The organism is Kribbella monticola (assembly GCF_003261635.1).
Classification (GTDB): domain Bacteria; phylum Actinomycetota; class Actinomycetes; order Propionibacteriales; family Kribbellaceae; genus Kribbella; species Kribbella monticola.
Window position 1 is genome coordinate 41,907 of the sequence record NZ_QFXK01000022.1, and the last position, 12,527, is coordinate 54,433.

General features: G+C 68.6%; 13 protein-coding genes. 10 read left to right on the forward strand and 3 right to left on the reverse strand.

Translation table 11 applies throughout. The features are described 5' to 3' along the window. Positions 1–65: 65 nt before the first annotated feature. Positions 66–1,028 (forward strand): helix-turn-helix transcriptional regulator, encoded by a 963-nt coding sequence (locus tag DIZ26_RS09295; protein ID WP_112239395.1) that lies wholly within the window; start codon positions 66–68, stop codon positions 1,026–1,028. Beyond that, positions 1,025–1,996: a helix-turn-helix transcriptional regulator gene (locus DIZ26_RS09300; RefSeq protein ID WP_112239397.1), complete on the forward strand. Its 972-nt coding sequence runs from the start codon at positions 1,025–1,027 to the stop codon at positions 1,994–1,996. Before DIZ26_RS09295 ends, DIZ26_RS09300 begins: the two co-directional genes overlap by 4 nt. A 37-nt stretch (positions 1,997–2,033) precedes the next feature. Here the strand turns inward: DIZ26_RS09300 and DIZ26_RS09305 are convergent, their stop codons facing one another. Beyond that, a complete protein-coding gene (locus DIZ26_RS09305) occupies positions 2,034–3,224 on the reverse strand; it encodes a winged helix DNA-binding domain-containing protein (protein ID WP_112239399.1) in 1,191 nt (396 codons plus the stop codon). Between the two features lie 127 nt (positions 3,225–3,351). Here DIZ26_RS09305 and DIZ26_RS09310 point away from each other — a divergent pair, with 127 nt between their 5' ends. From DIZ26_RS09310 to DIZ26_RS09335, 6 genes are all read left to right on the forward strand, one after another. Next, the gene (locus tag DIZ26_RS09310; protein ID WP_112239401.1) at positions 3,352–3,543 is read left to right on the forward strand and encodes a hypothetical protein; all 192 of its coding nucleotides are present in this window, start codon (positions 3,352–3,354) and stop codon (positions 3,541–3,543) included. 52 nt (positions 3,544–3,595) lie between these two features. Then, the gene (locus DIZ26_RS09315; protein WP_112239403.1) at positions 3,596–3,904 is read left to right on the forward strand and encodes a twin-arginine translocase TatA/TatE family subunit; all 309 of its coding nucleotides are present in this window, start codon (positions 3,596–3,598) and stop codon (positions 3,902–3,904) included. Positions 3,905–3,980: 76 nt separating this feature from the next. Next, positions 3,981–4,739 carry a twin-arginine translocase subunit TatC gene (gene tatC / locus DIZ26_RS09320; protein WP_112239405.1) on the forward strand — a complete coding sequence of 253 codons (759 nt, stop codon included), beginning with the start codon at positions 3,981–3,983 and terminating at the stop codon, positions 4,737–4,739. Next, a complete protein-coding gene (locus tag DIZ26_RS09325; RefSeq protein ID WP_112239407.1) occupies positions 4,739–5,611 on the forward strand; it encodes a YegS/Rv2252/BmrU family lipid kinase in 873 nt (290 codons plus the stop codon). The genes tatC and DIZ26_RS09325 overlap by 1 nt, the downstream gene beginning before the upstream one ends. A gap of 106 nt (positions 5,612–5,717) precedes the next feature. After that, positions 5,718–6,569 (forward strand): chitosanase, encoded by an 852-nt coding sequence (locus DIZ26_RS09330; protein WP_269815379.1) that lies wholly within the window; start codon positions 5,718–5,720, stop codon positions 6,567–6,569. 126 nt (positions 6,570–6,695) lie between these two features. Then, positions 6,696–7,979 (forward strand): winged helix-turn-helix domain-containing protein, encoded by a 1,284-nt coding sequence (locus tag DIZ26_RS09335; RefSeq protein WP_112239409.1) that lies wholly within the window; start codon positions 6,696–6,698, stop codon positions 7,977–7,979. Here the strand turns inward: DIZ26_RS09335 and DIZ26_RS09340 are convergent. Together DIZ26_RS09340 and DIZ26_RS09345 are read right to left on the reverse strand one after the other, a co-directional pair. Then, positions 7,976–8,305: a hypothetical protein gene (locus tag DIZ26_RS09340; protein WP_232828218.1), complete on the reverse strand. Its 330-nt coding sequence runs from the start codon at positions 8,303–8,305 to the stop codon at positions 7,976–7,978. The two genes, DIZ26_RS09335 and DIZ26_RS09340, sit on opposite strands and share 4 nt — an antisense overlap. Before the next feature lie 77 nt (positions 8,306–8,382). Next, positions 8,383–10,545: an MMPL family transporter gene (locus DIZ26_RS09345; RefSeq protein WP_198676011.1), complete on the reverse strand. Its 2,163-nt coding sequence runs from the start codon at positions 10,543–10,545 to the stop codon at positions 8,383–8,385. Between the two features lie 163 nt (positions 10,546–10,708). Here DIZ26_RS09345 and DIZ26_RS09350 point away from each other — a divergent pair, with 163 nt between their 5' ends. Together DIZ26_RS09350 and DIZ26_RS09355 are read left to right on the forward strand one after the other, a co-directional pair. Then, complete coding sequence (locus DIZ26_RS09350; protein ID WP_112239413.1) at positions 10,709–11,836, forward strand: sensor histidine kinase; 1,128 nt, start codon at positions 10,709–10,711, stop codon at positions 11,834–11,836. After that, positions 11,833–12,489 carry a response regulator gene (locus tag DIZ26_RS09355; RefSeq protein ID WP_112239415.1) on the forward strand — a complete coding sequence of 219 codons (657 nt, stop codon included), beginning with the start codon at positions 11,833–11,835 and terminating at the stop codon, positions 12,487–12,489. The genes DIZ26_RS09350 and DIZ26_RS09355 overlap by 4 nt, the downstream gene beginning before the upstream one ends. The last annotated feature ends 38 nt before the right edge of the window (positions 12,490–12,527 follow it).

Consider the following 12,527-nt stretch of genomic DNA (forward strand, 5'->3'; position numbering starts at 1 on the left):
CGTAAGGGAACACCTGTTCGGCGCGGGGGTGGGGACGGGGACCGGGGACGCCGTAAGGTGGTCGGGTGTCGGCGCGGAAGAGTGAGCGGCTGCTCAATTTGGTGATCTGCCTGCTGGTCGCGCGCACGTATGTGACCAAGGAGCGGATCCGCGAGGTGGTCGAGGGGTACGCCGGGCAGACCGACGACGCCTTCGAGAAGATGTTCGAGCGCGACAAGGACGAGTTGCGCGACCTCGGCATCCCGATCGAGATGGGCACCATCGACAAGTTCTTCTCCGACGACGTCGGCTACCGGATCCGCCGGGACGTGTTCGAGCTGCCCGAGGTACACCTGGAGCCGGACGAGGCCGCGGTACTGGGCGTTGCCGCCAGGGTCTGGCAGCACGCCAGCCTGGCCGAGGCGACCACGTCGGCCGTGCTGAAGCTGAAGGCCGCCGGGATCCAGACCGACCAGTCCGCGCTCAGCGCCATCGAGCCGCACGTCGGTGCTTCGGAGCCCGCCTTCGATCCACTCTGGTCAGCCGTGGTCAGCCGCAGCGTCGTCCGCTTCGAGCACCGTCGCAGCGGTCTCGCCGAGCCGACCCAACGGACCCTCGAGCCGTGGGGCATCGTCTCCTGGCACGGCCGCTGGTACGTCGTGGGCCGCGACCGTGACCGCGAAGCGACCCGGATGTTCCGGCTGTCCAGGATCGGCGGCGACGTGAAGACGGTCGGCGAACCGGGGGCCTTCGTCGTACCGGAAGGCACCGATCTCCGGTCGCTCGTGTCCGAATTGGCGCCGCCGCGGCCGACGTCGGAGGCGAAGGTGCGGGCCCGGACCGGCTCCTGCGTCAGCCTGCGCCGCCGGGCGAACGCGATCGAGCCGTACGAGGACGGCTGGGACCTGCTGCACGTCCCGTACGCCGACTCGGAGGTGCTCGCCGAGGAGATCGCGTCGTACGGGCCCGACGCGGTCGTCGAAGGACCCGGAGACGTGCTCGACGGCGTACTGCGTCGGCTGCGGACCATTGCCGGGGTGGCCGGATGAGCAACGCCCGGGATCAGGTGCAGCGGCTGCTCGCGCTGGTGCCGTACCTGCGGGAGAACGACGGCGCGCGAGTCGACGACGTCGCCGCGGAGTTCGGCGTCCGGCCGAAGCAGATCATCGCCGACCTCAAGGTGCTCTGGTTCTGTGGGCTGCCCGGCGCGCAGATGGGCGACCTGATCGAGATCGACATCGACGCGGCCGAGGGCGACGGCGTCATCCACCTGAACAACGCCGACTACCTGGCCCGGCCGTTGCGGCTGGCCGCGGACGAGGCGCTGGCGCTGCTGACCGCGCTGCGGACGCTCCGTGAGGTCACCGCCGGGCACGACCGGGACGCGGTCGACCGGGCGATCGCCAAGCTCGAGCGGGCCGCGGGCGAGGGCGCTGCCGCCATCGAAGGCTCGGCGGCGCACGTCCACGTCGAGCCGGCGGCCCCGGAGATCGCCGACATGGTGAACCGGGCGCTGGCCGAGCATCGCCGGATGCACCTGACGTACGACGTACCGTCTCGCGACGAGACCACCGAGCGCGATGTCGACCCGATGCGCCTGGTCGTGTCGGAGGGCCGGACGTATCTGGAGGCCTGGTGCCGGCTGGCCGAGGACGTCCGGTTGTTCCGCCTCGACCGGATCGCCGCCGCCAAGGTGCTCGACCTGCCGAGCGAGCCACCGCCGGAGGCGACGCCGCGGGACTTGTCGAACGGCATGTTCCAGCCGTCGGACCACGACCTGCTCGCCACCGTGCAACTCGCGCCGCCCGCGCGCTGGGTCGCGGAGTACTACCCGATCGAGTCGGTCGAGGAAGGCCCGGACGGGTCGCTGATCGTCAAACTGCGCGTCGCCGACACAGCCTGGCTGCAACGCCTCGTACTCCGCTTGGGCGGCTCCGCGACGGTCCTCGAACCGGCCGACCTGAGCGACCAGATCGCCGCCACCGCCCGCGACGCCCTCTCGGCGTACGACGTCTAGCCCTGAGGACAGTGTTTCTGACCCAGGGACAGCGTTTCTAGCCCTGGGACAGCGTCTTCTCCAGCGGTGACCGGAAGCGCGGTGTCACCCGTACGCCGGCCAGCCAGCTAGTCCATTTCGCGGCTTCGACCTCGATCGCCCGGGTGGCCTCGGCGCCGACGTCCTCCAGTAGCCTGAAGCGGACCTCGCCGGACTCGGGCTGCCCCCAGCCGCCGACGATCCGGCCGTTCACCCAGACCGTGGGCCCGACGTTGCCGGTGGTGTCGAAGAGCTGAGGCTTGTACTCGCCCAGGTACCAATCGCGCTCTTTCCAGCCCATCGGCGTCGGGTCCAGCGCCGGCAGCAGCGCCACCCACGGTTCGACCTCGGGCTCCGGCCCCTCGTCGCCGGGCAGGACGTAGCCGATCGCGCCGTCCAGGTCGACCTCTACGGCGTCGACGGCGGTGAGCGCCTTCTTCGTCTGGCCGAGCGTCCAGCCTGACCACCACTGCAGATCCGCGGCCGTTCCAGGCCCGAACGAGGTCAGCCAGGCCTTGGCAAGCTCCGCCCGGGCTTCCTCGGCGGGCAGTTTGTCGCCCAGGCCACCCGGCAGCCAGTTCTCGGCGGGGGACCACTGGTGCTGGCCGCTGAGCCACGTGCCGAGCGGGCGGCCGCGGACGATTCGACCCTCAGCGGCGAGCTGGAACAGGACTCGACTGGTGACATACGGCTGAGCGGCGTACGACTTGCCTTCGGCCATCGAGAGCCGGGTGCGCAGGCGCGGTTCGTCCGCGGACAGTTCGTTCGCGGTGGCGGAACCGCGCAGCGACAGGGCGGTCGCGGTCGACTCCTCGACGGCCCGCAGCCACTTGCCGGCGGCTTCCGCGTCCGCTCCGATCCCGGCCTCGACGAGGTGCTTGATCAGGAGTTTGCGCTGTTTCACGGCGATGTCGTCGGTGCAGGCAGCCTGGATCACCGGCGCGAAGGCCGTCGGCGCCACGAAGACGGTCCGCCGCATGCCGAGCATCCGGATCAGCGTGCGATCGTCGTACAGGGCACGTTCCGTGCCCGCGACCTCACTGCCCGGCACCCTGGCGGCTACGGACAGGTGCACGGTCGCCGGGTCGGTGGCGTGCAGCACGACCACGGCCGCGGCGGCCTCGACCGGACCGGCCGCCTGGCAGGACGGTGCCAGCCGGTGCCGCCGGCCGATCCTCGCCCTCCGCTCGCCGACCCCGATCCGCTCCATCAACGCCCCCATCCCTCGTGGTGATACACAGTTCTTACCATCACGTTCCAGCTACGTTCCGCCGGCGTTGGGCCTCAGGACCGCCTGCGGGCCGCGATCCTGGTCCGGGACCGGATAGGCTCGGGGCATGTACTGGTTCCTGCTGTTCCTCGGCGTGGTGGCGGTGTGGCTTCTTGTCCTCGCCTTGCTCGCCAAGAAGCTGTGGGGCCAGACCAAGGCACTGACACGTGAGTTGGTCGCCGCCCAGTCCAAGCTCGACGCCGCGCAGTCACAGACCAGATCCGGACAGTCCGGCGAAGGTGCGCGGGCCCGGGCGTAGTATCGGCGCTCACTGTTGAGCCACGAGTAGAAGTCGGTAGAGGGAGTTCGTCATGGTTCCGTTTCTCGGTATGCCCCAGGGCGCTGAGTGGCTCGTCATTCTCGCGATCGTCGTCCTGCTCTTCGGCTCGGCCAAGCTGCCGGCACTGGTGAAGCAGCTCGGGAAGTCCAAGAAGATCTGGGAAGAAGAGGTTGGCCCGGGTCGCAAGAAGGACGACGAGCTGACTCAGGGCGTCCAGGCGCCGACCCAGCAGGTGAACCCCCCGGTGCAGGCTCCCAGCCAGCAGCCCGTGCAGCAGCCGAACCAGGTGAACGGTCAGGCGCCGGGCGACGGTCTGCCGCCGACGCACACGGCCAACTGAGCCTCGCGCTCCATCTGTGACAGTGGTGAGGATCGGACGGCGGAAAGAGCGCCGCCCGAAGGACGAAGAGGGTCGGATGACCCTGCGTGAGCACATCATCGAGCTCCGCAACCGTTTGGTCGTCAGCGTCGCCGCGATCGTCGTCGGCACGATCGCGGCCTGGTTCATCTACGACCAGGCGTTCCACTTCCTGACGAGCCCGTTCGTCGAGAGCGTCCGGCAGCTGAATCCCAAGCCGGGGGAGAAGCGGCCGGAGCTGACCCTGGGCGGGGTCGGTGACGCGCTGACCTTCCAGATCAAGGTCTCGGCGCTGATCGGGCTGATCCTGGCCGGGCCGATCTGGCTCTACCAGTTGTGGGCATTCATCGCGCCCGGACTGCACCGCAGCGAGAAGAAGTGGACGTTCCTGTTCGCCGGGATCGCCGCGCCGCTGTTCGCCGGCGGGATGGCAGTGGCCTACTGGACGCTGCCGAAGGGCATCGCGATCCTGATCAGCTTCACCCCGGAGTCGGTCCAGAACCTGGTCGACGTGCAGCACTATCTGGACTTCGTGATCCGGACCATGCTGGTGTTCGGCGTCGCGTTCCTGATCCCGCTGGTCGTCGTGCTGCTGAACATGGTCGGCCTGGTGCCGGCGACCGCGCTCAGCAAGTTCCGGCCGTACATCATCTTGGTGATCTTCGTCTTCGCCGCCGTCGCCACCCCGTCGGGTGACCCGTTCACGATGTGTCTGCTGGCGATCCCGATGTGCCTGCTGTTCTTCATCGCCGAAGTGATCTGCCGGATCAACGACAAGCGCCGGTCGCGCAAGGCCGAGGAAATGCTGGCCGATTGATGAGCCGACACATCGCCCTGGTGGTCAACCCCACCAGTGGCCGGGGCCTTGGTGCCCGGGTCGCGCCGGTCGTCCGCCGGCGCCTGGAGTCCGCGGGGCTGACGGTCACGGAGTACGCCACCACCTGCGCCGAGGATGTCGGCCGGATCTCCGCGGAGGTGATCGCCTCCGGAGCGGACGCGGTCGCGCTGATCGGCGGCGACGGCACGATCCACCTCGGCGCCCAGGTGCTGGCCAAGTCGGGGATGCCGTTCGGCGTGATCCCGGCCGGCACCGGCAACGACTTCGCCCGCGGCATCGGCGTACCGCTGAAGAACCCGCTGGCTGCGGCCGAGCTGATCGTGGCCGGCAGGACCCGGTTGGTCGACCTGGCGGTCGCGAAGGACAGGTTCATCACCACGGTGGTCGCCGGTGGCTTCGACTCGCTGGTGAACAAGCGCGCCAACGAGATGAGCTGGCCGAAGGGCAACTCGCGGTACACGCTGGCCACGCTGGCGGAGCTGCGGACGTTCAAGCCGCTCTCGTACGTCGTGACCGTCGACGGCGAGGTCCTGGAGACCGAGGCGATGCTGGTCGCCGTGGGCACCGGCCCGACGTACGGCGGCGGGCTGCAGATCTGCGCGGGCGCCGAGATCGACGACGGGCTGCTCGACATCACTGTCATCAAGCCGGTCTCGCGGCTGACGTTGCTGCAGATGTTCCCGAAGCTGGCCAAGGGCACGCATCTCGGGCACCCGATGGTGCACACGCTCCGCGGGCGCTCGGTGCGACTGGAGTCGCCGACGGTCACGGCGTACGCCGATGGCGAGATCCTCGGGCCGCTGCCGGTCGACATCGGCATCGCTCCTGGTGCGCTGACCGTCTTCGCCTAGTTGCTCAATCACTACACGAATTTGTTTCATCTCTGTTCGTGGCGACCATTGTCTGATAGGAAAGGTTCCTAACAGATAACTCTCGACGCCCCTCGAAGGAGAGATCGTGCTCAACCGCCCCCGTAAGACCAGCACGAAATTGGCCGCCGTCCTGCTCGGCTTCGCCGTCGCAGCTACTCCCGCTTATGCGATGGCCTCGCCGTTCACGCCGCATAACGACGCCGCCCAGCAGGTGACGAAGGTGACGGCGACCGGGCTCGACGACCCGGTCAAGAAGGAGATCGCGATGAAGCTCGTCTCCAGTGCGGAGAACTCCTCGCTGGACTGGAAGGCGCAGTACAAGTACATCGAGGACATCGACGACGGCCGCGGCTATACGGCCGGCATCATCGGGTTCTGCTCCGGTACCGGCGACATGCTCGACCTGGTCAAGCTCTACAAGGCCCGCAAACCCGGGAACATTCTGGAGAAGTACCTGCCGGCGCTCGAGCGGGTCAACGGCACCGACTCGCACTCGGGTCTCGACCCGAACTTCACCAAGGACTGGCGCACCGCCGCCGGCGACTCCGTCTTCAAGGCCGCCCAGGACAGCGAGCGCGACCGGGTCTACTTCAACCCGGCCGTCTCCCGGGGCAAGTCCGACGGCGTCGGCACCCTCGGCCAGTTCATCTACTACGACGCGATCGTCATGCACGGTGACGGCGACGACTCCACCAGCTTCGGCGGCATCCGCAAGCGCGCCCTGACCAAGGCCAAGCCGCCGGCGCAGGGCGGCAACGAGACCACCTGGCTGAACGCCTTCCTCGACGCCCGCGTCTGGGCGATGAAGCAGGAGGAGGCCCACAGCGACACCAGCCGCGTCGACACCGCCCAGCGCGTCTTCCTCCGCAACGGCAACCTCAACCTCAACACCCCCCTCGACTGGAAGGTCTACGGCGACAGCTACCACATCAGCTGACACCGAGCCCAACACAGACCCTCGCACCCCACAGTCCCGGGGGTGCGAGGGTCTTCCTCGTACCTCGTCCGTCCACGGCGTGTGTTGGAAGGTGATGGGTGTACTGGAGGCGGGTTAGGTTCTGTTATGGCTCGGCGGGTGGTAGGTGAGGCGGTGTCGGGGGATGCCGCGCGGCGGGTTGCGTTGGGGGCGCAAGGGTTCGCGGAGGGGCGGCCGGGTGGGCGGGTGGATGTTCGGCGGCTGGAGAAGGTCGTCCAGCGGGTCGGCGTACTGCAGGTTGATTCGGTGAATGTGTTGTGCCGGTCGCATTATCTGCCGGTGTTCGCGAGGGTCGGGGCGTATGACCGGGCGGCGCTCGACCGGATCTGCTGGGCCGATGACCGGAAGTTGTTCGAGTACTTCTGGGGGCACAAGGCGAGTCTGCTGCCGTTGAGCGCGTATCCCTTGCTGCGTTGGCGGATGAGAGCTGTCGAGCGGCAGGACTGGAGCGACCCGGAGGTGTCGGCGCCGTGGTCGGTCGTAATCGGGATGCAGCGGCTGAGCAAGGAGCGGCCCGGGTACGTCGAGCAGGTGCTCGCGAAGGTCACCGACCAGGGCCCGATCACGGCCGGCGAGGCGAGCCCGGACGGCGTACGGCGGAAGGCCGGCGACCCCGATCCCGATCCGACCACCGGGCGGATGTGGAACTGGCAGGACGCCAAGATCGCCATCGAGTACCTCTTCGCCTCCGGCCGCGTCACGATCGCCGGCCGGCGCAACTTCGAGCGGCTGTACGACCTCACCGAACGGGTTCTGCCGCCCGCCGTACTGCGTGCGCCCGAACCCCCGGCCGACGAAGCCCGCCGCGAGCTGGTCAAACTCTCGGCCAAGGCGCTCGGTGTCGCAACGCAGGGCGAACTCTGCGGTGCGACCAGCGGCTACTTCCCGTTGCCGACGGCAACCGCCAAGCAGGTGATCAACGAACTCGTCGACTCCGGCGAGCTGATCCCGGTGCAGGTCGAAGGCGTCAAGCAGCAGAGCTATCTCGCCAAGGGCGCCGAGGACCGCCCGGTCGACGCTCGCGCCCTGCTCTCACCCTTCGACACCCTGATCTGGAACCGCGATCGCACCCACCGCCTCTTCGACTTCTTCTACCGGATCAGCATCTACACGCCCGCCGCACAACGGATCCACGGGTACTACGTCCTGCCGTTCCTCCTCGGCGATCGCCTCGTGGCCCGCGTCGACCTCAAATCCGACCGCAAGAACTCCACGCTCCTCGTCCCGACCGTCACCCCCGAGCCCGGCGCAACCAACATCGCCGAACCGCTCGCCGCCGAACTCACCCTGATGGCCCGCTGGCTTGACCTGGACCGCGTCCTCGTCACAGCCGAAGGCGACCTCGCCCGCGCGCTTTCCCAGCTCGTCTAGTCGGCCCAGTCGAGTTGCGGTTCGGGAATCGCAAGACTCCGACCATGCTCCTGCGCCGCCGCGCGACCGGCCGCGTCGCCCCGCGGGTAGCGGAAGACCCGCTCCGGAAACACCACGAAGATCTCCCGCTCGTTGTGAAAGTCGGCGTACCAACCCGGCTGGTCGAGCAGCCCCGCCAACGCCGTTGCCAGCGGCTGCGCGTGACTGCCGTCCACCTCGAACTCGACGAGCGTCCACACCGACGGCTGATCAGGCGAGGTGCCGTCGACGGCGGACCTGGTCAGCTTCCGGATCACCAGCGGGATGCCCTCCAGCGACGCACCCACACGCAGACTCTCGAGGATGAGTACACCTTCGTACAAAGCCGTTTTCCTTTCCCCTCGGCCTAAATCAACGGGCGGGCTCAGACTAGCTCGGTGACGGCAGCCGGTACGGCGTGCTCCGTCGGGACCGCCTCGCTCTGGACGACCGGGAGGAGGCGGTCGAGTCGCCGCGGGAACCACCAGTTGGCGTCGCCGAGCAGTTTCATCGTTGCGGGAACCAGGATCATCCGTACCACGGTCGCATCGATGAAGATGGCGACCGCAAGACCGAGGCCGAACATCTTGGCGGACGGGTCGTTGCTCACGACGAAGCCCAGGAAGACGGAGACCATGATGAGCGCGGCCGACGTGATCACCCGTCCGGTCGTGGCGATCCCATGGACCACCGAGTCGTCGCTGTCACCGGTGACCAGGTACCTCTCGCGGATCCGGGAGAGCAGGAACACCTCGTAGTCCATCGACAGCCCGAACAGGATCGCGAACATGAACATCGGGATGAACGACACGATCGGCACGGTCGACTCCAACCCGATCAGGTCGGCGCCCCAGCCCCACTGGAACACCATCACCATCACGCCGAACGAGGCGCCGATGCTGAGCAGGTTCATCAGCGCAGCCTTGAGCGGCACCACGATCGACCGGAAAACCACCGTGAGCAGCAGCATCGACAGCAGGATCACCGCGCCGACGAACAGCGGCAGCCGGTCGTTGACCTTGGCGCCGACGTCGGCGAACGACGCCGTCTGCCCACCGACGTGAGCCGTCGCCTGGCTCCCTCGCAGTACGGCGGGAAAGACGTCCGCGCGCAGCCGCCGGATCGTTGCGACCGTGGCGTCGTCCTGCGGTCCGGTGGTCGGGAACGCGACCAGGGTTGCCAGGCCGGCCGCGACGTTCACGTCGGGCGCGGCGACGGCGGTGATACCGCGATCGCTCTCGATCGCCTCGACGAGCGGCTGAACGACGCTCGAGTCCTTCGAGATGTCCACGGCGATCACCAACGGTCCGTTGATGCCGGGGCCGAATCCCGCGGCGACGAGGTCGTACGCCCGCCGTTCCGTCCTGCTCTCGGGCAGCGAGCCCTCGTCGGGGGTGCCGACGCGCAACGCCAGCACCGGCGCGGCCAGTGCCAGCAGCGCGATCGTGGCGCCGACGAGATAAGCGACGGCGTGCTTGGAGACGTGCCCGGCCCAACGCTGCCAACCCGCGGTGCGCACCTTGGGGCGTCGTACCGCGAGGCGGTTGATCCAGTGCCCGGCGAGTCCCAGGAACGCGGGCAACAAGGTGATCGAGGCAACGACCATGATCAGTACGACGACCGAGACGGCGATCCCACCGGCGGTGATGAACGGTACGCCGGCGACGGCGAGACCGAGGATCGCGATTACCACCGTGCCGCCCGCGAAGACGACGGCCTGCCCGGCGGACGCGACGGCGCGCCCGACCGACTCCTCGATGTTGTTGCCTTGGGCAAGGTATTCGCGGTGCCGGGTGACGACGAACAACGCGTAGTCGATGCCCACCCCGAGCCCGACCATGCTGCCGATCACCGGCGCCCAACTGGGAACGTCGATCAGGTAGGTGAGCAGCGACATCGAGCTGATGCCGAGAGCGAGCCCGAACAGCGCGAGCCCGATCGGCAGCCCCATCGCGATCAGCGACCCGAACGTCACCAGCAGGATGACGACGGCAACCAGCAGACCCAGTGCCTCACCGACGCCGGTCGCCGGCTGCTCGAAGGCGAAGAACAGATCGCCGCCGAGCTCGATCCGGAGCTGAGACACCTCGGCCATCTGGGCCGCAAAGTCCTTGAGATTCTGGAGATCTGGCGGGCCGAGGTGTTCCTGCACGGGGTACTGGAGCCGGATGACGGCGACGCGCCCGTCCGGCGAGATCGTTCCGTCGCGCACCGGATCGCCGGCGGCAAGGACATTCGGGAGCTCGGTGGCCGCCGCCCGAACGGTGGTCAGCGCCGCGCGGGCCGCGGCCGAGTCGAGAAATGTCGTACTGCGGTCGGCCGGCGTGACGACCACTTGCGCGGTGAGGCCGGCCTGATCCGTCCGGGTGAGCAGGTCGGTCGCCTGCTGCGAGTCGAGTCCCGGTGCTCCCATCGAGTCCTCGAGTTTGTGACCGAAGGCGCTCGACGCCGCGACCACGAGCACGGACACGATCAACCAGGTGCCGATCACCGTCCACGGCCGGCGGGCGGCGTACCGGCCCAATCTGTACAAAGCGTGCGACATCATCGGTGAACTCCTTCGACGGGCCCAGGAACAGTGGACTCAGCTTCCCGAGTTCGCAGGCTCGGAACCTCGGGAGAAGGGCCGGAGTTCACTCAGCCGGTCGGCCGAGGGGCGAGCCGTACTTTGGGCCGATCCGCGGCGCGCCGCGGTTGTCTACTGTGAGCCCATGCTGAGAAACGCGGTTCGCTCGTTGTGGGCCGAGCCGCGCGCGCCACAACCACCCGCTCGCGTCTGGCGGGACTGGCTGCTGGTCGGCCTGCTGCTGCCGACGGCGATCCTCGAGGGGATCTTCCGCGATCAGCTTGTCTGGCGGCCCGTCGCGATCGCGTTCGGTGTGGGCGCAGTTCTGGTTCTGCTCTGGCGGCGGACGTATCCGTTGGCAGCGGTGGCGGCGGTGTTCGGTTCGCTGATCGTGCTGAGTGGCGTGAGCCTCCTCACCGTGCACGCGCCGGTGGGCCTGTACATGATGATCTGCGTCGTGTTGCTGCCGTACTCGCTGGCTCGCTGGGGCTCCGGGCGGGAGATCGGGATCGGCCTGCTGATCATCCTGGGCGCGCTGTCGCTCGGGCTGGCGGTCGACTACACCGGCTTTGTCGACTCGGTGTTCGGAAGCATATTCCTGCTCTTCCCCGCAACACTCGGGGCCGCAGTGCGGTACCGGACCTCGTCGCGGGTCCGTGAGCTGGACCAGGTGCGGCTCCGGGAGCGTGAACAGCTGGCCCGCGAGCTGCACGACACGGTCGCCCATCATGTCTCGGCGATCGTCATCCGGGCACAGGCGGGGCGGGTGGTCGCCGCCTCCGACCCCGAGGCCGCGGTCGACGCGCTGTCGATCATCGAGGCGGAGGCGTCGCGGACGCTCGCCGAGATGCGCAGCATGGTCGCCGGGCTTCGCGCCGACGAGGCCGCCGCGCTGACCCCGCAGCCCGGCGTGGCCGACCTCGAGCGACTGGCCCGTAGTACGGGACCTCGTCCGAGGGTCGAGGTCGAGTTATCGGGTGATCTCGACGACTTGGGGCCTTCGGTGGGAGCGGCGATCTACCGGATCGCCCAGGAATCGATCACGAACGCCGTACGACATGCCCGCGAGGCGACCCGCGTCGACGTACGGGTTGCCGCTGACGACACCTGCGTCCGGCTGACCGTCCATGACGACGGCGAGGCCGGGTCGGCCGGACCGGTCGGGTACGGGCTGGTCGGGATGACCGAGCGGGCCAGCCTGCTCGGTGGCTCGTTCGAGGCGGGCCCCGGCCCGGAGCGCGGCTGGATCGTCGAGGCGGTGCTGCCGAGATGACCGTCCGGGTGCTCGTCGCCGACGACCAGGAACTCGTCCGCACCGGCCTCTCGATGATCTTGTCCGTGCAACCCGGGATCGAGGTGGTCGGTCAGGCGGCCGACGGCCGCGAGGCGGTGGAGCTCGCGCGCCGGCTCCGCCCTGACGTGTGCCTGTTCGACATCCGGATGCCCGGTCTGGACGGCATCGCGGCGACCCGCGAACTCGCCGGACCCGATGTCGAGGACCCGCTGGCGGTCGTGGTGATCACCACCTTCGACCTCGACGCATACGTGCACGGCGCGCTGAAGGCGGGCGCTCGCGGTTTCCTGCTCAAGGGCGCCGGCCCCGAACTCCTGGTCCAGGCGATCCACGCCGCCGCTCAGGGTGACGCACTGATCGCGCCGAGCATCACCGCTCGGCTGCTCGCAGCCTTCTCCGACACCCGCCTGGGCCGCCCACCGGCGCAACCAGTCGAACCACTGACCACCCGCGAGGAAGAGATCCTGCTCACCGTCGCCCGCGGCCGCACCAACGCCGAGATCGCCACCGACCTCCACATCAGCCTCAGCACGGTCAAGACCCACCTCACCAGCATCATGACCAAACTGGGCGCCCGGAACCGGGTGGAACTCGTGATGTGGGCCTATGAAACCCGCCGGGTCCACCCCTGAGCGAAGCCGGGCCGCGTCGGCGGCTTTGCCCGGCGCAC

Excerpts from the sequence above, each read along its gene's own strand:
- DIZ26_RS09325 (WP_112239407.1), top strand. The coding sequence starts at position 4,739 with ATGAGCCGACACATCGCCCTGGTGGTCAACCCCACCAGTGGCCGGGGC.
- DIZ26_RS09300 (WP_112239397.1), top strand. The coding sequence starts at position 1,025 with ATGAGCAACGCCCGGGATCAGGTGCAGCGGCTGCTCGCGCTGGTGCCG.
- DIZ26_RS09310 (WP_112239401.1), top strand. The coding sequence starts at position 3,352 with ATGTACTGGTTCCTGCTGTTCCTCGGCGTGGTGGCGGTGTGGCTTCTT.
- DIZ26_RS09345 (WP_198676011.1), bottom strand. The coding sequence starts at position 10,545 with ATGATGTCGCACGCTTTGTACAGATTGGGCCGGTACGCCGCCCGCCGG.
- DIZ26_RS09305 (WP_112239399.1), bottom strand. The coding sequence starts at position 3,224 with ATGGAGCGGATCGGGGTCGGCGAGCGGAGGGCGAGGATCGGCCGGCGG.
- DIZ26_RS09335 (WP_112239409.1), top strand. The coding sequence starts at position 6,696 with ATGGCTCGGCGGGTGGTAGGTGAGGCGGTGTCGGGGGATGCCGCGCGG.
- tatC (WP_112239405.1), top strand. The coding sequence starts at position 3,981 with ATGACCCTGCGTGAGCACATCATCGAGCTCCGCAACCGTTTGGTCGTC.
- DIZ26_RS09355 (WP_112239415.1), top strand. The coding sequence starts at position 11,833 with ATGACCGTCCGGGTGCTCGTCGCCGACGACCAGGAACTCGTCCGCACC.
- DIZ26_RS09315 (WP_112239403.1), top strand. The coding sequence starts at position 3,596 with ATGGTTCCGTTTCTCGGTATGCCCCAGGGCGCTGAGTGGCTCGTCATT.
- DIZ26_RS09350 (WP_112239413.1), top strand. The coding sequence starts at position 10,709 with ATGCTGAGAAACGCGGTTCGCTCGTTGTGGGCCGAGCCGCGCGCGCCA.